The sequence below is a fragment of the Nonomuraea monospora genome (assembly GCF_039531895.1).
Lineage (GTDB): Bacteria > Actinomycetota > Actinomycetes > Streptosporangiales > Streptosporangiaceae > Nonomuraea > Nonomuraea monospora.
Window position 1 is genome coordinate 548,502 of the sequence record NZ_BAAAQX010000002.1, and the last position, 18,578, is coordinate 567,079.

Annotated in this window: 19 protein-coding genes; 11 read left to right on the forward strand and 8 right to left on the reverse strand. The window is 70.7% G+C overall.

All coding sequences use genetic code 11. From position 1 onward, the window contains the following. Window positions 1-87 precede the first annotated feature (87 nt). Window positions 88-600, forward strand: coding sequence for a SigE family RNA polymerase sigma factor (locus ABD331_RS05820; protein ID WP_080047132.1), 513 nt, complete (start codon window positions 88-90; stop codon window positions 598-600). Next, on the forward strand, window positions 597-1,247 hold the full coding sequence (locus tag ABD331_RS05825) for a hypothetical protein (RefSeq protein ID WP_344471243.1): 651 nt from the start codon (window positions 597-599) through the stop codon (window positions 1,245-1,247). The genes ABD331_RS05820 and ABD331_RS05825 overlap by 4 nt, the downstream gene beginning before the upstream one ends. A gap of 93 nt (window positions 1,248-1,340) precedes the next feature. Here ABD331_RS05825 and ABD331_RS05830 read toward each other — a convergent pair whose 3' ends face one another. Genes ABD331_RS05830 through hrcA form a run of 3 tightly spaced genes read right to left on the reverse strand, consistent with a single transcriptional unit; the run spans window position 1,341 to window position 4,224 of the window. Beyond that, the gene (locus tag ABD331_RS05830; RefSeq protein WP_344471245.1) at window positions 1,341-2,066 is read right to left on the reverse strand and encodes a 16S rRNA (uracil(1498)-N(3))-methyltransferase; all 726 of its coding nucleotides are present in this window, start codon (window positions 2,064-2,066) and stop codon (window positions 1,341-1,343) included. After that, window positions 2,063-3,202: a molecular chaperone DnaJ gene (gene dnaJ, locus ABD331_RS05835; protein ID WP_148439257.1), complete on the reverse strand. Its 1,140-nt coding sequence runs from the start codon at window positions 3,200-3,202 to the stop codon at window positions 2,063-2,065. The genes ABD331_RS05830 and dnaJ overlap by 4 nt, the downstream gene beginning before the upstream one ends. An 11-nt stretch (window positions 3,203-3,213) precedes the next feature. Then, the gene (gene hrcA / locus ABD331_RS05840; protein WP_344471247.1) at window positions 3,214-4,224 is read right to left on the reverse strand and encodes a heat-inducible transcriptional repressor HrcA; all 1,011 of its coding nucleotides are present in this window, start codon (window positions 4,222-4,224) and stop codon (window positions 3,214-3,216) included. A 447-nt stretch (window positions 4,225-4,671) separates the two neighbouring features. Between hrcA and ABD331_RS05845 the strand changes: the two genes are divergently transcribed. The 3 genes from ABD331_RS05845 to ABD331_RS05855 are packed head-to-tail and all read left to right on the forward strand — an operon-like array spanning window position 4,672 to window position 6,811. Further along, entirely contained in the window at window positions 4,672-5,142 is a 471-nt protein-coding gene (locus ABD331_RS05845) for a hypothetical protein (protein WP_344471249.1), read from the forward strand. A 17-nt stretch (window positions 5,143-5,159) separates the two neighbouring features. Beyond that, the gene (locus ABD331_RS05850; protein ID WP_344471252.1) at window positions 5,160-5,969 is read left to right on the forward strand and encodes a DUF3097 domain-containing protein; all 810 of its coding nucleotides are present in this window, start codon (window positions 5,160-5,162) and stop codon (window positions 5,967-5,969) included. Next, a complete protein-coding gene (locus ABD331_RS05855) occupies window positions 5,966-6,811 on the forward strand; it encodes a DUF4870 domain-containing protein (protein WP_344471255.1) in 846 nt (281 codons plus the stop codon). Before ABD331_RS05850 ends, ABD331_RS05855 begins: the two co-directional genes overlap by 4 nt. Here ABD331_RS05855 and hemW read toward each other — a convergent pair. After that, entirely contained in the window at window positions 6,808-8,028 is a 1,221-nt protein-coding gene (gene hemW / locus ABD331_RS05860; RefSeq protein WP_344471258.1) for a radical SAM family heme chaperone HemW, read from the reverse strand. The two genes, ABD331_RS05855 and hemW, sit on opposite strands and share 4 nt — an antisense overlap. Window positions 8,029-8,080: 52 nt before the next feature. Here hemW and ABD331_RS05865 point away from each other — a divergent pair, with 52 nt between their 5' ends. Then, complete coding sequence (locus ABD331_RS05865) at window positions 8,081-9,313, forward strand: styrene monooxygenase/indole monooxygenase family protein (RefSeq protein ID WP_344471260.1); 1,233 nt, start codon at window positions 8,081-8,083, stop codon at window positions 9,311-9,313. A gap of 46 nt (window positions 9,314-9,359) precedes the next feature. Then, window positions 9,360-10,607 (forward strand): glycoside hydrolase family 18 protein, encoded by a 1,248-nt coding sequence (locus tag ABD331_RS05870; protein WP_344471263.1) that lies wholly within the window; start codon window positions 9,360-9,362, stop codon window positions 10,605-10,607. Window positions 10,608-10,855: 248 nt separating this feature from the next. On the opposite strand, the gene ABD331_RS05875 is transcribed toward ABD331_RS05870, so the two are convergent. Together ABD331_RS05875 and ABD331_RS05880 are read right to left on the reverse strand one after the other, a co-directional pair. Beyond that, complete coding sequence (locus tag ABD331_RS05875) at window positions 10,856-11,479, reverse strand: MOSC domain-containing protein (RefSeq protein ID WP_344471266.1); 624 nt, start codon at window positions 11,477-11,479, stop codon at window positions 10,856-10,858. A gap of 463 nt (window positions 11,480-11,942) precedes the next feature. Further along, complete coding sequence (locus ABD331_RS05880; RefSeq protein WP_344471269.1) at window positions 11,943-12,260, reverse strand: hypothetical protein; 318 nt, start codon at window positions 12,258-12,260, stop codon at window positions 11,943-11,945. A 144-nt stretch (window positions 12,261-12,404) separates the two neighbouring features. On the opposite strand from ABD331_RS05880, the gene ccmA reads away from it, so the two are divergent. Both ccmA and ABD331_RS05890 read left to right on the forward strand, forming a co-directional pair. Continuing rightward, on the forward strand, window positions 12,405-13,028 hold the full coding sequence (ccmA, locus tag ABD331_RS05885) for a heme ABC exporter ATP-binding protein CcmA (protein WP_344471271.1): 624 nt from the start codon (window positions 12,405-12,407) through the stop codon (window positions 13,026-13,028). Window positions 13,029-13,272: 244 nt separating this feature from the next. Further along, the gene (locus ABD331_RS05890; protein WP_344471274.1) at window positions 13,273-14,772 is read left to right on the forward strand and encodes a DUF6297 family protein; all 1,500 of its coding nucleotides are present in this window, start codon (window positions 13,273-13,275) and stop codon (window positions 14,770-14,772) included. Window positions 14,773-14,778: 6 nt separating this feature from the next. Here ABD331_RS05890 and ABD331_RS05895 read toward each other — a convergent pair whose 3' ends face one another. After that, the gene (locus tag ABD331_RS05895; RefSeq protein ID WP_344471277.1) at window positions 14,779-15,270 is read right to left on the reverse strand and encodes a GNAT family N-acetyltransferase; all 492 of its coding nucleotides are present in this window, start codon (window positions 15,268-15,270) and stop codon (window positions 14,779-14,781) included. Window positions 15,271-15,310: 40 nt separating this feature from the next. Beyond that, window positions 15,311-17,182 carry a translation elongation factor 4 gene (gene lepA / locus ABD331_RS05900; RefSeq protein ID WP_425565946.1) on the reverse strand — a complete coding sequence of 624 codons (1,872 nt, stop codon included), beginning with the start codon at window positions 17,180-17,182 and terminating at the stop codon, window positions 15,311-15,313. Window positions 17,183-17,196: 14 nt separating this feature from the next. On the opposite strand from lepA, the gene ABD331_RS05905 reads away from it, so the two are divergent. Together ABD331_RS05905 and rpsT are read left to right on the forward strand one after the other, a co-directional pair. Beyond that, window positions 17,197-18,183 (forward strand): glycoside hydrolase family 18 protein, encoded by a 987-nt coding sequence (locus tag ABD331_RS05905; RefSeq protein ID WP_344471283.1) that lies wholly within the window; start codon window positions 17,197-17,199, stop codon window positions 18,181-18,183. Window positions 18,184-18,291: 108 nt separating this feature from the next. Continuing rightward, entirely contained in the window at window positions 18,292-18,564 is a 273-nt protein-coding gene (rpsT, locus tag ABD331_RS05910; protein WP_148439269.1) for a 30S ribosomal protein S20, read from the forward strand. The last annotated feature ends 14 nt before the right edge of the window (window positions 18,565-18,578 follow it).

Consider the following 18,578-nt stretch of genomic DNA (forward strand, 5'->3'; position numbering starts at 1 on the left):
CCTCAAGAACCGGAAGAGCGTAAACCCTCTGGGAAGGCCGCGCGTCCCACTGATGTGACCACCGAAACCCTTCTGGCCGACAGGTCGATGGGGGCGGTGCCGGTCGGGTGGGATGCCGACATGGCCGTTACCGCGCTGTACAGCGCGCACTTTCGGTCATTGGTGCGTCTCGCTGTGTTGCTGGTGCGCGACATTGCAACAGCCGAGGAAGTCGTGCAGGATGCGTTCGTCGCCATCCATGGCGCCTGGCGCAGGCTGCGTGACCCCGACAAAGCACTTGCCTACCTGCGTCAATCTGTCGTCAACAGGTCCAGGTCCGTGCTGCGTCACCGCGCGGTCGTCGAGAAGTACGCCCCCAAGGGCTTGCCTGACGCCCCGAGCGCCGAGAACGGCGCGATCGGCGAGCTGGAACGCTCCGCCGTGATCGAGGCGTTACGCGCCCTGCCGACCCGACAGAGAGAAGCACTGGTTCTACGCTACTACGGTGACTTGTCCGAAGCTGAGATCGCCCACGCCATGGGCATCAGCAAGGGCGCGGTCAAGAGCCACACCGCACGTGGCATGGCCGCCCTGCGATCGGTCCTGGAGAAGATGTCATGACCCGGCCCCCCGACGAGTACGGCGACCTCCTGCGCCGTGCGCTCCGCGCGGAGGCGGACGCGGTCGTGCCCTCGCCGGAAGGACTGGAGATCATCCGTGCCCGCATCGAGCGGCGCGGCGTACGTAATCTGTTCTGGTGGCGCGCGGGCGCCGCCGGCGTCGGCGCGGTCCTGGTCGCCGGCGCGATCGTGATGGCGATCCCCAACCTGCGCTCTCAGATCATCGAGCAGACCGTCGCCCCCGCGGGTGTGCAGTCTTCCGAGGTCCCGTCCAACTCCTCCACCACGCGCTCCCACCAGCCGCCTGCCAAGGAGCCGGCTCCGCAGCAGTCTCAGCCGGTCATCGTGGTGCCCGAGACGTCGGTGCCGCCGACGCCCAAGCCCACCCGCAAGGCCGAGTCGACCAGCAGGCCCTCGCCCTCTCCCAGCCCGACGCCCACCGAGTGTCCCTCGCCGCTCGCCGAGCAGGCCGAGCCGCCCGCCGACTGCCCCGAGGCCTCGCCCTCCCCCACGCCCACCACGGAGGAGACGACGACGGGGCAGCCCTCGGCATGTCCGCCTGAGGAGTGTCCCGCGCCCGACGAGGCGACGGAGACGCCCACCGAGCTGGCCAGCCCGCTGCTGGACACCTCGCAGACCACGCCCTAGCGGGCTCTGCCCTGGACCACGCCCCAGCGGGCCCCGCCCATCAGCGGTCTACCAGCGCCCCATGCGGCTGAGCAGCACGGCCGCCGCCGCGACCTACCAGCGTCCCGTACGACTGAGCAGCACCGCCGCCGCCGCGACCCCCGCCGTCGAGGTCCGCAGGACCGTCGGCCCGAGCAGCACCGGCGTCGCCTTGGCGGCGCTGAAGGCGGCCAGTTCCTCCTCCGAGACGCCGCCCTCCGGCCCCACGACCATCACGATGTCGCCGCCCGCGGGCAGCGGCACGCCGGACAGCGGCCCGTCCGCCTCCTCGTGCAGCACCAGGCCCAGCGCCGCCTCCGACAGGAGCCGTTCGACCTGCTTGGTGGAGGCCAGGTCGCTCACCTCGGGCAGGTGGAAGCGGCGGGCCTGCTTGCCCGCCTCGCGGGCGGTGGAGCGCCAGCGCCCCAGCGCCTTGGCGACCTTGTCGCCCTTCCACTGCGTGATGCTGCGCGCGGCGGACCAGGGGACGATGACGTCCACGCCCGCCTCGGTCATCATCTCGACGGCCAGCTCGCCCCTGTCGCCCTTGGGCAGCCCCTGGACGACGACGAGCCGGGGGCGGGGCGCCTCGACGTCGTAGCGGCGCAGCACGTCCAGGCGGAGTGCGTCCTTCAGCGTCTCGCGCACGACGCACTCGGCCACCGCGCCGGCGCCGTCGGTCAGATCGACCCGCTCGCCTGGCCGCAGGCGGCGCACGGAGGCCGCGTGCCGCCCCTCGGGGCCGTCGAGCGTCAGCTCAGGGCCGTCGAGGCCCTGAGCCAGGAAGACCGGGACCGTCACCGGCCGTTGAAGGCGTCGCGCAGCCGGGAGAAGAAGCCCTGCTGGCCAGGCGCGAACTTGCCCGGCGGCCGCTCCTCGCCCCGCTGCTTGGCCAGCTCGCGCAGCAGGTCCTCCTGCGCGGTGTCGAGGCGCATCGGGGTCTCGACGTTGACGTGGATCAGCAGGTCGCCCCTGCCGGACTCGTTGAGCCGCTGCACGCCACGGCCGTACATGGTGATGACCTGCCCGGACTGCGTGCCAGGGCGGACGTCCACCTCTTCCGCGCCGTCGAGCGTCTCGACCGTGAGGATGGTGCCGAGCGCGGCGGCCGTCATCGGGATCTGGACGGTGCAGTGGAGGTCGTCGCCGCGCCGTTCGAAGATCTCGTGGTTGCGCTCGACGATCTCGAGGAACAGGTCTCCGGGCGGGCCGCCGCCGGGGCCGACCTCGCCCTCGCCGGCGAGCTGGATGTGGGTGCCGTCCTCGACGCCCGCGGGGATGCGGACCTTGATGGTACGGCGGGTGCGCACGCGGCCGTCGCCGGAGCACTCCTGGCAGGGGTGGCGGATGATCGTGCCGAAGCCGCCACACTGCGGGCACGGGCGCGAGGTCATGACCTGGCCCAGGAACGAGCGGGTGACCTGGGAGATCTCGCCGCGCCCGTTGCACATGTCGCAGGTGTCGGGGTGGGTGCCCGGCGCGGCGCCTGCCCCGTGACACACCTCGCAGAGCACGGCCGTGTCGACGACCAGCTCGCGGGTGGTGCCGAACGCGGTCTCGCGCAGGTCCAGCTCGACCCGGATGGTGGCGTTGCGGCCCCTCCTGGCGCGCGAGCGGGGCCCCCTGGTGCCGGTCGCGGTGCCGAAGAAGGCGTCCATGATGTCGCTGAACGGGAAGCCCGCGCCGAAGCCGCCTGCGCCGGCCGCCGCTCCCGCGCCGCCGAAGGGGTCGCCACCCAGGTCGTACATCTGGCGCTTGTTCGGATCGGACAGCACCTCGTAGGCCTGCGTGATCTCCTTGAAGCGCTCCTGGGTCTCAGGATCGGGGTTCACGTCAGGGTGCAGCTCGCGGGCGAGTCGGCGGTAAGCCTTCTTGATCTCATCCTGACTTGCGTCACGGCGCACCCCGAGGGTGGCGTAGTAGTCGCTGTTTGCCACTTATCGACCTCTTATGATGCAGCCAGGATCTGGCTGACGTAGCGTGCCACCGCGCGTACGGCGCCCATCGTCACGGGATAGTCCATCCTGGTGGGCCCCAGCACACCGAGCCGGGCCAGTTGGTTGTCGCCAGAACCGTATCCGGTCGCGACGACGGATGTCCCCCGCAGGTACGGGTTTTCCGCGCCGATGCGCACGGTGAGCGCGGACGGGGTATCGGAAGTCTCGCCGAGCAGCCGGATGAGGACGACCTGCTCCTCCAGCGCCTCCAGGACGTCGCGCAGGCCGGTCGTGAAGTCGGCGCCGGCGAGGTTGGCCGCGCCGGCGAACACGAACTTCTCGTCGTGCCGCTCGACCAGCGTCTCCAGCAGCACCGACAGGATCGTCGCCGCGGCGGGCCGGTCTTCCGGGGACAGCCGCTCGGGCAGGTCGGCGACCAGCTCGGGGACGCTGGCCAGGCCGCAGCCGTCGAGGCAGGCGTTGAGCACGGCGCGCAGGTGCGCGATCCGCGTGTCCTCGATCGCCTCGGGCAGGTCGACCACGCGCTGCTCGACGCGGCCGGTGTTGGTGATGAGCACGAACATGACCCGCCGGTCGTTCAGCGGGACCAGCTCGACGTGCCTGACGGTCGACCGCGTCAGCGCCGGGTACTGCACGACCGCCACCTGCCTGGTGAGCTGCGCGAGCAGCCGGACCGTGCGGGTCACCACGTCGTCGAGGTCGACCGCGCCGGCCAGGAACGTCTCGATCGCCCTGCGCTCGGCCCCGGACAGCGGCTTGACCTGCGAGAGCCGGTCGACGAACAGGCGGTAGCCCTTGTCCGTCGGGACGCGGCCCGCGCTGGTGTGCGGCTGGGTGATGTAGCCCTCCTCCTCCAGCGCGGCCATGTCGTTCCTGACCGTCGCCGGGGAGACCTTCAGGTTGTGGCGCTCGGCGAGCGCCTTGGAGCCCACCGGTTCGTTGGTGGACACGTAGTCTTCGACAATGGCGCGGAGCACCGCCAGCTTCCTATCGTCGAGCACGTGCTCACCTCCTGCCTCTGTCCATATCAGGAACGCGAGGTCTAGCACTCTGTGTTCCCGAGTGCCAAGTGTACGGCTCTCGCCCACAAGGTGCGATAACACCGCGTCCCTCATCCTGCTTCTAGCTTCTTCGAAGCGACAGGCCTCACACTTGCCGATATGACCGACGATTCCCGGCCACCGTCGTACGGCCCGCCGCCCGGGCAGGGTCCATACCCCGGTCCGCCGCGACCTCCCCAGTACGGCCCGCAGCCGGGGTCCCAGCCACCGCCTCCGCCGCCCTGGCAGGCGCCGTCACCACAGTACGGCGACGCCACCCAGTTCGGCCCACCACCTCAGTACGGACAATACGGCCTTCCACCACGAATCAACCCCAAAGATATAAAGCCAAGTTTCTGGTGGATCGCGGCGGTCTGGGGCGTTTTCCTGGTGTGCGGGATCGCCGGGGTGCTCCTGTTCGCCGGCGGCGTGGTGACCAGCGTGACGGACCTGGCCCCGACCAGAACGTTCGCGTCCGGGGAGAGCGTCACGGTATCGGTCGACCCGGCCGAGAAGCCGGGCGTGTACATCGCGAGTGACACTCAGGTCACCTACAACTGCTCCATCAGCGGGCAGGCCAAGCTGGCCAAGACCACCGGATCCCAGAAGGTGACGGCCGGCGGCGCCGAATGGGAGCAGTTCCTCGTCATCAACGCGCCTGCCAAGGGCGACTACCAGCTCACCTGCACCAACCAGGAACAGGCCGCCGTACGGTACGGCGTCGGCCGCGACGCCTTCTCCGCCGTCGGCGGGATCACCGGCGGGCTGGCCGCCCTGTTCCTGATCCCCGGAGCGGGGCTGCTCATCGCGATCGGCGGCACCATCACCGTCCTGGTCCGGCGCAGCGCCGCGCGCAAGCGCCTTGCGGTCAGCGGGTGATTTGCTACGGTCCCCGTGTGTACGAGGGCGATGTACTGGCGGGAAATTGGCGGCGGCCGGGCAAGGGGAAGATCCCGAAAGTGCCCGCCGAGCAGGACCTCGTCGTGGAGGACGCCGACAGCGGCTTCTGCGGCGCCGTGGTGGCCTGCGACAAGGAGGCCGTCACCCTGGAGGACCGGTTCGGCAAGCGCCGCCTGTTCCCCCTCGCGCCCGCCGCCTTCCTGCTCGACGGCAAGCCCGTGACCCTGGTACGCCCCGAGGCGGCGGCCCCGGCAGGGCCCAGGCGCAGCGCGTCCGGCTCCATCGCCGTGGACGGTCTGCGGGCCAGAGTCGCCAGGCAGAGCCGGATCTACGTGGAGGGCGTGCACGACGCCGCCCTCGTGGAGAAGATCTGGGGCCACGACCTGCGGGTCGAGGGGGTCGTGGTCGAGTACCTGGAAGGCGTGGACGACCTGCCCGCCATCGTCGAGGAGTTCGGCCCCGAGCCGGGGCGGCGGCTGGGCGTGCTGGTCGACCACCTGGTACCGGGGTCCAAGGAGAGCAGGATCGCCGCCGAGATCACCTCGCCGGACGTGCTCGTGGTGGGGCACCCGTTCATCGACATCTGGCAGGCGGTCAAGCCGTCCGTGCTGCGCATCCCCGCCTGGCCCGACGTGCCTCGGGGGGTGCCGTGGAAGGAAGGCGTCATCGCGGCGCTGGGCTGGCGGATGGAGCCTGCCGAGGCGTGGCGGCGGATTCTCGGCGCCGTCTCTACGTTTACCGACCTGGAGCCGGAGCTGCTCGGCCGGGTCGAGGAACTGATCGACTTCGTTACGGAGGCACCATGAGCCAGGACCCGTCCCCGCCGCCGGCCGATGATGACGACGCCACGCGCAGGGTCACCCCGGAGGACCTCCCGCCGGCTCAGGGCTCCGGCCCGCAGTACCCGGAGTACGGCCAGCAGCCCGGCTCCCAACCGGGTTACGGCTCCCAGCCTGACCACGGCTCCCAGCCGAGCTCTGGCTCTCAACCGGGCTACGGCTCTCAGCCGGGTTATGGCTCTCAGCCGAGCTACGGTCAGCAGCCCACCTCACAGCCGGGTTACGGCCAGCCGACTCCGCAGCCTGGCTACGGCCAGCAGCCCGGTTATGGCCCTCAGACCCCCTACGGGCAGCAGCCCGGCTCCGCGCCGAGCTACGGCCAGCCCGGGAGCTACCCGCCGCCGCCTCCCGGGGGTTACGCCCCGCCCGGGGGTTACGCCCCGCCCCCGCCCGGCGGCTACCCTCCCCCGCCCCCGAACCAGCCCCCCGGCTACGGTTACGCCCAAGGCCGCGGCGAGCCGTACATCCCCGGCAGGTTCGGCCCCCGTCCCGGCACCGACGACACGACGATGGCCATGCTGTCCCACCTCCTGGGCCTGCTGGTCTCCTGGATCGGCCCGCTGATCATCTACCTGATGAAGAAGGACGAGTCCCCCTACGTCAGGGACCAGTCGGCGGAGGCGCTCAACTTCCAGATCACGATGTTCATCGGCTACCTCATCTCGGGCATCCTGACGGTCGTGTTCATCGGCATCGCGCTGCTGCCGATCATCTGGATCCTGTCGCTGATCTTCCACATCCAGGCGGCGATGGCCGCGCAGAAGGGCGAGCCCTACCGGTACCCGTTCTCCATCAGGATGATCACCTAGACGAGCAGGTCGCGGATCAGCGCGTCCGCCAGCAACCGCCCTTGCAGCGTCAGCACGAGCAGCCCCCGCTTGAACGCCTCCGGCTCCAGCAGCCCCCTGGCCAGGGCGCCGGCGACGGCGGTGCGCGCGTCCGGCGCCACGTCGGCCAGCGGGTAGCCGGAGTCGAGCCGCAGCTCCAGCATCAGCCGCTCGGCGTCGCGGTCGTCCTGGGCGAGCACCTCGCGGGCGTGGGCGGGCGAGGCGCCGGCGGCCAGCCGCTGGGCGTAGGCGGCGGGGTGCTTGACGTTCCACCAGCGGGTGCCGCCGACGTGGCTGTGGGCGCCGGGGCCGGCCGCCCACCAGTCGCCGCCCGTCCAGTAGAGCAGGTTGTGGCGGCAGCGCGCCTCGTCGGAGACGGCCCAGTTGGACACCTCGTACCAGCGGAAACCGGCCTCCGCCAGCATCTCGTCGGCGATCAGGTAGCGGTCGGCGGCCACGTCGTCGTCGGGCATGGGCAGCTCGCCGCGCCGGATCCTGGCCGCCAGCCTGGTGCCGTCCTCGACGATCAGCGAGTACGCCGACACGTGGTCGGGCCCGGCCTCGATCGCCGCGGCCAGCGAGGCCCGCCAGTCGTCGTCGGTCTCGCCCGGCGTGCTGTAGATCAGGTCGAGGTTGACGTGCTCGAACCCCGCCTGCCTGGCCTCGCGGACCGCCGCGGCGGCCCGGCCCGGCGTGTGCCGCCGGTCGAGCACCCGCAGCACGTGCTCGCGGGCGCTCTGCATGCCGAAGCTGACCCTGTTGAACCCGCCGTGACGCAGTTTCTCCAGGTAGGAGGGGTCGACGGACTCGGGGTTGGCCTCCGTGGTGACCTCGGCGCCCGGCCGCAGCCCGAACTCGGAGTCGATCGCCGCCAGGATCCTGGCCAGGTCCTCCGGGGGCAGCAGGGTGGGCGTGCCGCCGCCGAAGAACACCGTCTCCACCGGCAGGTCGCTCTCGCCCAGAACGCGGCGCGCGAGGCGCACCTCCTCGACGACCGTGTCGGCGTAATCTCGGTGAGAGGCGCCGGGCCCCAGCTCGGCGGCGGTGTAGGTGTTGAAGTCGCAGTAACCGCAGCGCGTCACGCAGAACGGCACGTGCACGTAGAAGCCGAACGGGCGCTCGCCGAGGCCGCGCAGGGCGCCGGCGGGCAGCTCGCCCGAGGTGGGCGCGGGATCGCCGTCAGGCAGGGTGGATGGCACGCCTTCCAGTTTGCCCGCCTCCCAGGAGTGCTCCAATCCAGGAGGGAAGCGCATGGCAGGTAACGGGATCGGGATCGTCGGAGCGGGGATCTCGGGGCTCACCCTCGCGCTGCGGCTGCAGCAGCTCGGCGTCGAGACGACGCTGTACTGCGAGGGCGACGCGGAAACCTTACGCAAGGGGCGGCTGCCCAACACGGTGGGCCGGTCGGGTCACACCCTGGACAGGGAGCGGGCGCTGGGCTCCGCGCACTACCGCGACCCGGGCGCGATGATGATCGACGCCATGCTCTCGCTCAAGGGCGACCCGCCGCTGGAGTTCACGGGGACCTTCGGGAAGGCGTACAACGCGACCGACTTCCGGCTGCTGATCCCCGCGTTCATGGACGACTTCGCCGAACGCGGCGGCACGATCGTCGTCTCCGGCACCGCCCCGGACGCCGAGCAGGTGGACCGCTGGTCGCGGCGGCACGAGCTGATGGTGGTGGCGGCGGGGCGGCGCTCGGTGGCCGAGCTGTTCCCGCGCGATCCCGAGCTGTCCCCGTACGACCGGCCGCAGCGCCTGCTGGCCGCCGGGCTCTTCCACGGCATGCGCCCCAGCGACGTCTTCTCCTTCAACATCGCCGGCGGCGTGGGCGAGATCTTCCGCGCGCCGATCGTGTCGCGCGAGGGGGTGGTCTCGGGCATCATCATCGAGGCGGTTCCCGGGGGCCCCTTCGAGGTGATCACCCGGCTGCCCTGGAACGAGGTGGCGGCCGCGCTGCTCCCGCTGTTCCGCGAGCACACGCCGCGGCTGGCCGAGCGGGTGGAGCCGGACGCGTTCGAGCTGCTGGGGCCGACCGACCTGCTGCAGGGCGCGATCACGCCCACGGTACGGCGGCCGGTGGCGGAGCTGCCGAGCGGGAGGATGGCGCTGGCCATCGGCGACGCCTACGTCACCAACGACCCGCTCACCGGCCAGGGCGCGAACCTGGGCTCCAGGTGCGCCTGGATCGTGGCCGACGCGATCGCGGCCGGCGGGCCGTACGACGCCGCCTTCTGCCGGGCCGCGGCGGCGCGCATGTGGGAGGTGGGCGGGCCTGTCACGCACTGGACGAACATGTTCCTGCAGCCGCCGGCCGAGCACGTCATGCGGCTGATGCTGGCGGCCGGGACCAGGCAGGACGTCGCCGACGTGATGGTGGGGCTGTTCGCCGATCCCGTGTACGCGTGGTCGCTGCTGTCGAGCCCGGAGGCGGTGTCGCGGATCGTTGACGGGGACGGGCGGCCGCTCTACGATCGCGTCTAACTTAAAGGAAAGTTTCCTATATAAGTGCGCGTCCCGGGAGCCGCTCGTGAAGAAGAAGATCCTGATCGCACTGTCGCTCTTACTCGGCCTCACCGCGTTCTCCGTGCCGGCCGAGGCCCGTACCGGCTTCAAGCGGGTCGCGTACTTCATCCAGTGGGGCGTCTACGGCCGCAACTACCACGTCAAGGACGTGGACGTCACCGGCGCCGCAGCCAAGCTCACCCACCTCAACTACGCGTTCGGGTTCGTCAACGCCCAGGGCGGCTGCTACTCCTCCGACCCGTGGGCCGACTGGCAGCGGCCCGTACCGGCAGAGCAGAGCGTGGACGGAGTCGCCGACGCGCCGGGACAGGCCCTCAACGGCAACCTCAACCAGCTCCGCAAGCTCAAGGCCAAGCACCCGGGGCTGAAGGTGATGATCTCGCTCGGCGGCTGGACCGGCTCCGCGCACTTCTCCGACGCCGTCCTCACCCCCGAGTCCCGCGCCGCGCTCGCCAGTTCCTGCATCGACCTGTGGCTGCGCGGCAACCTGCCGGGCCTGGAGCCGGGCGCCGGCGCGGGCGTCTTCGACGGCATCGACCTCGACTGGGAGTGGCCGGGCTCCTCCGGCGCCGAAGGCAACGTCATCCGTCCCGAGGACAAGCGCAACTTCACGCTCTTCGTGACCGAGCTCCGCTCCCAGTTGCGCGCCTACTCCGCCTCCGCCCAGCTCAGCGCCTTCCTCCCGGCCGCCGCCGCCAAGATCGACGCCGGCTTCGAGGTACGGGACGTCTTCCGCCAGCTCGACTTCGCCACCGTCCAGGGGTACGACCTGCACGGCACCTGGGAGCCGCAGACCGGGCACAACGGCAACCTCCTCACCGACCGCCGCGACCCCAACCCGGTCCGCTACAGCGTGGACCAGACCGTACGCGACTACCTCTCCCGCGGCGCGCCCGCCCGCAAGATCGTCGTCGGCGTGCCCGCCTACGGGCAGGGATGGACCGGTGTGACCGGCGGCGGGGACGGCCTCTACAAGCCCGCCACCGGGCCCGCGCCCGGGAAGTGGGCTCCTGGGAACGAGGACTACAAGGATCTGGTGTCCAAGCCGGGGAAGCGGTATCGGGATCTGCGTAGTGGGGCCATGTGGTTGTACGACGGGAACGAGTTCTGGTCGTACGACGATCCGGCCGTGCTTGTGCAGAAGGCGGCCTACATCCGGCTCAAGGGGCTTGGCGGGTCGATGATGTGGTCCATCGATCAGGATGACGCCAAGGCTTCGCTGACTTCGGCGCTGTACTCGGTGCTGCGCTGACCGACCTGGCCGGGCGCGGCGCTTCCTACCCGCCCGCCCGGCCATCCCCCTCATCCGGAGCCTCTGTTGGTGTGCGGGTGGCCCGCCGCGTAGGTCGATATGCCCCCGTCACGTGGGCTCACAGCATGTGTGACAGTGCTGGTGCGTCAGGTGAGCTACATGACGCCGGCGGTGGTGCGGCAGTGAGCTGCCTGACGGTGGGGTGCGGGCGGGTGCGCGGACAGGGACTTTCCTGAGGGAGGACGCCCTCAGGCAAAGGCCCGTTCCGCCATCTCATCCCATCGGGCGTCATGCCCAGGCACGTCCAGAATGCGCCGCAACGCGTCCCTGTCCCCATGCCGGGCCAGGAACCAGTCCAGCACACTCACCCCCACATCCGGCCGCGAGACGATCTCCACCTCATCCCCCGCCCCGACCTCCCCCAGCTCGACCACCCGCAGGTAAGCCCCCGGCCGCCCCGCCTCCGTGAACCGCTTGAGCCACCCCCGCTCATCCATCCAGTTGCGGAACACCGCACACGGCGTCCTCGGCCGCGTCACCTCCAGCAGCGCGCTGCCCACCCGCCACCGCTCCCCGACCAGGGCGCCGTTGACGTCGATCCCCGAAGTGGTCAGGTTCTCCCCGAACCGGCCGTCACGCAACTCCCTCCCGAGCTCCCGCTCCCACCAGTCGTAGTCCTCCCTGGCGTAGGAGTAGACGGCCTGATCCGGCGAGCCGTGGTGCTTCTGGTCGGCCCGCTCGTCTCCCACCAGCCCGTTCTCCAGCACCGCGACCCGGTGCGGGACCGCCCGCTTGTCGATCGCCGTCCGCCCCAGGCTCCCCGCCCATGCGGCGTCGCTCGACATGCCCACGTTCACGGAGAGAATGCGCATGATGGGGACGGTAATCGAAGCCTCCTGTCCTCGGCGAACCGATATTTCGTCAGTGCCCGCGCTCTCCTCCCCAGAATCGAGATCGACCCCTCGACGCCGCCTCCGCCCCAGGCGCGGGCACGGGCTCACACCACGCGCCCGCCCCGGTCTGGGTGCGGCCACGGGCGCGGGCCGCCGGGACGCGCGCTCAGGCAGGGCAGGCTCGCACCCGGAGCTCGGCGCTGCCCCAGGCCGCAGGCATGGCTCGCTGGGACGCGCGCTCAGGCGGCGCAGAGCGGGTTCCAGCGGCAGGCCTACACCCAAGGCGCGGGCATGGGCGTGGGCCGTCAGAACGCGCGCTCAGGCGGCGCGAGCGCAGGACCAGGTGCCGGCGCAGGCCATACCTAGGCGCTCGCCCCAGCCCAGGCGCCTCACCTCAGCAGCCTCATCGCCAGGGCACACCTCCAAGACCGAGCCCAGGCAGTCACCTGCGCCCATCGTCACGGCTGGGCGCAGCCCGGTTGAGCTGCGACTCCTCGTCGAAGCCCGCAAGCTGTAACAACGTCTCCAACGCCGCCTGCCGCGTCTCCTCGACGGAGCTGCCGCGCTCGCCGAAACACTCGGCCGCCACGTCGAGCAGCGTCGCGACGACGGCCGCGTCGGGGTACGGCACGTCCACCAGGACCGTGCCGTCGGCGTCCTCCTCCCGGTCCTCCAAGTGGCGGCTCAGCAACCGCCGAGTCTCCTCGGCCACAGCCACCCCCAGCACCGCGGCACGCTCGAATCGCTCAGAAGCAATCACGTCACCCTCCAGTCGCACAGGTGTTCGGTTATGAAGGTAGACGGTGGCACCGACAGAATCCCTTGTGCTGTAGGGCTTGTAGCGTCGCAGAGCGGGAATCTGCCGGGGTGCGCGGTTCGCGGGGGTGGTGGATACGCTCGAACGGTGTACGACTCGATCGTCAGCGTTGACGCCCTCACCGTGGAGCTCGGTGGCAATCCCGTGCTCCGTGACCTGGACCTGACCGTGGAGCCGGGTGAGATCGTGGCCGTGGTGGGTCCGAACGGTTCCGGGAAGTCCACTCTGTTGCGGTGTCTGGCTGGGTTGCAGCCCGCCACCTCGGGCGAGGTTCGCGTGTTCGGGCAGCCGCCGGCCGATGACGCCGGGTTCTGGGGTCGTGTCGCGTTGCTGGGTGACGAGCCCGCCTGGTATCCGGGGCTCACGGCGCGCGAGCATCTGGAGCTGATGGGCGCCGTGCACGCCCAGGCCCGGATGACGGTGGACGCGGCGCTGGAGCTGTTCGCGCTGGAGGAGCGGGCCGACGCGCCGCCGCTGAACCTGTCCACCGGGCAGCGGCAGCGGCTGTCCCTGGCCGCCACGCTGCTGCGGCCGAGCACGCTGCTCCTGCTCGACGAGCCGGAGCGTGGCCTGGACAAGGACTTCCGCGCCGATCTGGCGGACCTGCTCGACGAGTACGCGGACGAGGGCGGCACCGTCGTGATGGCCACCCACGACCAGGGCCTGGCCGCCATCGGCCGCCAGGTCGCCCCGTCCGGGGTGATCGCATGATCTGGTCGCCAGAAAGCCGGCGTCTAAGTGATCGCATGACCGGGTCGCCGGGGAGTCGGCGTGGAAGGAATCGCACGGCCTGGTCTCCGGGGAGCCGGCGTGGAGGGGATCACATGATCGGGCCGCCGGGGAGCCGGCGTCTGAGTGATCGCGCGCCCAGGTCACCGGAAGCCGGCGTGACCGAGTCACCGGTAAATCGGCGTCTGGCTGATCGCATGACCAAGTCACCGGAAGAGGTGACCGCATGACCGCGTCACCAGGAGCCGGTGTCCAGGCCGTACGGGCGTATCTGCGATCGCGCGCCCGCACCCCCACCACCCTGATGGACCGCTACGTCTCCGTCTTCTCCCTGCTCCTGCTCATCGCCGTAGCAGGCAAACCCCTGTCGGACGTCCTAGCAGCCCTGGCCATACCCGGAGACCCCGCACGCATGGGCGCCGGAATGGCGTTACTGGCACTCGCCCTGGCCGGCGCGCTGGGCGCGGCCCGTAACGCCGGCCCCGTGCTGCTGTCCGGGGCGGACGCCTCCTGGCTGCTGCTCTCCCCCCTGAGCCGCCGGCACGTGCTGGGCCGCACGGCGCGGCTGCTGTTCGGCATCGCGGCCGTGGCCGGGGTGGTGCTCGGGGTGGGGCTGCTGGCCGTGCTGGGCGCGCCTGACCAACTGGTGTGGCGGGTGCTGGGCGCGCTGGTCGTGGGTGTGGCGGCGGCGGTGGGCGGGATGGCGCTGGCCGTGCTGGGGCAGGCGTCGTCGTCGTGGCGGTTGTGGTTGAGCGGCGCGATCGCCGTGTTGCTGGTGCTGGCGGTGGTGGCGGTGACCGGTCAGCTCCGCACGGTGCTGGCCATCGCGGCGGCTGCCCCGCTGAGCGCTCTGGCCGCCGCCGTGTCCGGCGCCGCCGTGGTGTCCGGCCTGCTGGTACGGCAGGCGTGGGTGTCGCTCGAACGCATCCCCACCCGTACGCTCGTGGCCTCCTCCACCAGGGCCGGGCACGTGGCGGGGGCGGCCGTGTCGCTGGACCCCGGCGCGCTCACCTGGATCGCCGAGGACAACCACTGGCGGGCCAGGAAGCTGGCCTCCCGTCGCTGGCCGTCGCTGCCCGCGCCGTTCGCGCTGGCCTGGCAGGACTGGCGGCGGCTGGCCCGCAGGCGGGGGCGGCTGGTGGGGGTGGCGGCGACTGCCGCGCTGCCCGCGGTCCTGGCGCAGGCTGGAGGTTCGCCGGTGGCTCTCGGGGTGGCGGTGTTCGGGGGTGCGCTGGCGGTGGCGTCGATCAGCACGTCCGGGGCGCGCCGGGACGCCGACAATCCGGCTCTGGCCCGGCTGATCGGGGTGGGCCACCGGCGGGCGCTGGCGGCCCGCGCGGTGCTGCCCGGGTTCCTGGCGGGGGCGTGGGCGGCGCTGGCGCTGACCGGCCTCGCCTTGGGGCCGGGGCTCGGTGTCGGGGCGTGGTGGTTGTTCGGGCCGCTGGCCGCGCCCGCGCTGGCCGCCGCGGCGCTGCGGATGGCCAGGCGCGCGCCCGTGGACCATTCCATGCCGGTCATCGACACACCGCAGGGGCCGATTCCGACCGGTCCGCTCTTCTGGGCGGCCACCGGGCCGGATCTGGCCCTGCTCGGCTGTCTTCCCGCCGCCGCGCTGGCCTCCCAGCCGACGGCCCTGGCTCCGTTCCTGGTGGCGCAGGGGGTGGTGAGCGCGGTGGTGCTGGCGGGGTTCGTGTGGCGGACGCGTACCAGCAGCGTGAGGAAGTGACGGGGGTCAGGCCACGTACACGTCGCTCGGCATCCCACCGTACGGAATGGTCCGGTCCTTGTGCATGCCCGCTCGCTCCGCCACCCGATGCGAGGGCAGGTTGACGTCCCTGATCACGGCCACCACGGTGCCCAGCCCCTTGCCCACCCGCAGCGCGGCGCGGGCGAGCTCGACGGCGTAGCCGTGCCCCCACGCCGACGGACGGAAGCGGTAGTACAGGTTCAGCACCTCGGCCCCGTCCACGACGGCGTGCCGCAGCCCGCCGAAGCCGAGGACGCGCGGATCCCCCGGCAGGCGGGCGGCCCAGTAGCCGAGCCCCCGCTCGTCCCAGTCGGCCAGCCACAGGTCGAGCATGGCGCGGCTGGACTCCAGCTCGGTGACGGGCCCGCCGGGGTGGTGGACGCTGGTGCGCGGGTCGGAGTGGATCTCGTGAACGGCGTCCAGGTCGTCCGAAGTCACGCGAGATAGCACGAGGCGCGCCGTCTGTACCACTTCCATGCTTTCAAGGGTATTCAGGCGCCCCCGCCCGGAAAAGCGGCTACTTCTTGGTCTTGTCGGTGCTGGAGTCGGTGGACAGCGCGGCGACGAAGGCCTCCTGCGGCACCTCGACCCGGCCGACCATCTTCATCCGCTTCTTGCCTTCCTTCTGCTTCTCCAGCAGCTTCCGCTTACGGGAGATGTCACCGCCGTAGCACTTGGCCAGGACGTCCTTGCGGATGGCGCGGATGTTCTCGCGGGCGATGACCCTGGCGCCGATGGCAGCCTGGATGGGCACCTCGAACTGCTGCCTGGGGATCAGCTCGCGCAGCTTCTTGGCCATGTCGACGCCGTAGCCGTAGGCCTTGTCCTTGTGCACGATGGCGCTGAAGGCGTCGACCGCCTCGCCCTGCAGCAGGATGTCGACCTTGACCAGGTCGGCCTCCTGCTCGCCCGCCGGCTCGTAGTCGAGCGAGGCGTAGCCGCGGGTGCGCGACTTGAGCTGGTCGAAGAAGTCGAAGATGATCTCGCCGAGCGGCAGCGTGTAGCGGATCTCGACGCGGTCCTCCGACAGGTAGTCCATGCCGAGGAGCTGGCCGCGCCGCCCTTGGCAGATCTCCATGATGGCGCCGATGAACTCGGACGGCGCCAGGATCGTGGACTTGGTGACCGGCTCGAAGACCTGCGCGATCTTGCCGCCGGTGGGGAACTCGGACGGGTTGGTGACGGTCAGCTCCTTGCCGTCCTCCATGATCACGCGGTAGACCACGTTGGGCGCGGTGGAGATGAGCGACAGCCCGAACTCGCGCTCCAGCCGCTCGCGCACGATCTCCATGTGCAGCAGCCCGAGGAAGCCGACGCGGAACCCGAACCCGAGCGCCGCCGACGTCTCCGGCTCGTAGACCAGCGCGGCGTCGTTGAGCTGCAGCTTGTCGAGCGCCTCGCGCAGCTCCGGGTACTCGTCGCCGTCGATCGGATAGAGCCCGGAGAACACCATGGGCTTCGGGTGCTCGTAGCCGGCCAGCATCTCCTGGGCGCCCTTGACCGCCGAGGTGACCGTGTCACCCACCCGCGACTGGCGCACGTCCTTCACGCCGGTGATGAGGTAGCCCACCTCGCCGACGCCGAGGCCCAGGTCGGAGACCTTGGGCTCGGGCGAGATGACGCCGATCTCCAGCGTCTCGTGGGTGGCGTTGGTGGACATCATGAGGATGCGCTCACGCTTGCCGAGGTGGCCGTCCACCACCCGGACGTAGGTGACCACGCCGCGGTAGGTGTCGTAGACGGAGTCGAAGATCAGCGCGCGGGCGGCGGCGTCGGCGTCGCCCACGGGGGCCGGGATCGTCTGCACGACGTGGTCGAGCAGCTCGCGCACGCCCTCGCCGGTCTTGCCCGACACCTTGAGCACGTCGGACGGGTCGCAGCCGATCAGGCCCGCCAGCTCCTCGGCGAACTTCTCCGGCTGCGCCGCCGGCAGGTCGATCTTGTTGAGCACGGGGATGATGTGCAGGTCGGCGTTCATGGCCAGGTAGAGGTTGGCCAGCGTCTGCGCCTCGATGCCCTGGGCCGCGTCGACCAGCAGGATCGCGCCCTCACACGCCTGCAGCGACCGGGACACCTCGTAGGTGAAGTCGACGTGCCCGGGGGTGTCGATCATGTTGAGCACGTGGCCGTCCCACGGCAGCCGCACGGCCTGGGACTTGATCGTGATGCCCCGCTCGCGCTCGATGTCCATCCTGTCGAGGTACTGAGCGCGCATGGAGCGGTCGTCGACCACGCCGGTGATCTGCAGCATCCGGTCGGCAAGGGTCGACTTGCCATGGTCGATGTGCGCGATGATGCAGAAGTTGCGGATCAACGCGGGGTCGGTCTGGCCAGGCTGAGTGCGCACCGAAGTCCGTTTCGACAGGGTTGAGGACAAGCAGTCTTCCATGGTGACATGCCCGGGTGATTGCCCGAACCGTCATCCGCCGCGGCCTGCGCCTGCTCGCGCTTGCCTTGGCCGTCGTGGTCGCGCTGGGCGGCCTCCTCGCCGCGGCGCTCCGTATCCAGTTTACCGGTGCCCCGGCGGCCTGGGCGAAGAGCACCGGCAACGACGCCTTATGGCTGGGCCACGCCTGGGTGGACGGCCGCCGTACGGAGCAGGACGTGCGGAAGCTCGCCGTACGGCTGCGCACCACAGGCATCAAGGACGTGTACGTCCACTCCGGCCCCTTCGAGTGGGACGGCCGCCTAGATCCCGCCAAATACCCCAACGCCGGAAATTTCATCCAATGGATGCGTAAACATCTTCCCGGGATCCGCGTCTCCGCCTGGCTCGGCCAGGCCGTCAAGAACGGCCTCGACCTGGACGACGCCGCGTCCCGCGCGAACGTCCTGGCCGGCGTCGCCGCCATCATGAAGCAGGGCTACGACGGCATCCACTACAACTTCGAGCCCATCGGCGACGACGACGCCGAGTTCCTCGACCTCCTGGACAGGACGCGGCAGCACACCAGGCTGCTGTCCACCTCCACCCCGCAGATCGAGCCCTTCCTCGGGATGCGCCTGACCGCCAGGGCCGTCCTGGGCCACGACAAGTACTGGTCCGAGGGCTACTTCCGCCAGGTCGTCGACCGTGTGGACCAGGTGGCGATCATGACGTACGACTCCTTCACCCCCTCACAGTCCCTCTACGGCGGTTACGTGGCCCGCCAGGCCCGCCTCGCCCTGGACCTGGTCCCGGACTCCAAGGCCCTGTACATCGGCGCACCGGCCTACCACGATCACGGCGTACCATGGCTGGACCAGGCGGAGAGTGTCGCGATGGCCGCCGAGGGCGCCAGGCTGGCGCTGTCGGACCACGGCCGCCGCGAGCGGTTCGGGCTGGCGCTCTACGTCGACTTCGCCGCCACCGAGGAGGATTGGCGCGAGTACATGTTGCGGTGGCGTTGATTTGAGCAGCCGCCTGAGTTATTGGTAACCTGGGCAACTGCGTGTGGCGCGCCCTCTCTCGAGCCCGCGCGCCCCGTCCATCACTTCAGACTTCACCGAGGCTTCTTCGTGGCGAACATCAAGTCCCAGATCAAGCGCAACAAGCAGAACGAGAAGGCTCGTCTGCGCAACAAGGCCGTCAAGTCCTCGCTGAAGACGGCTGTCCGCAAGTTCCGCGAGGCTGCGGAGCAGGGCGACGTCGAGCAGGCTGCGGCTCTGCAGCGTGTCGCCGCCCGTCAGCTCGACAAGGCCGTCAGCAAGGGCGTCATTCACAAGAACCAGGCCGCCAACCGCAAGTCCGCGATCGCCAAGCAGGCCGCGGCGCTGGCCGGCGCCAAGTAAGCCTGGCTATTTCG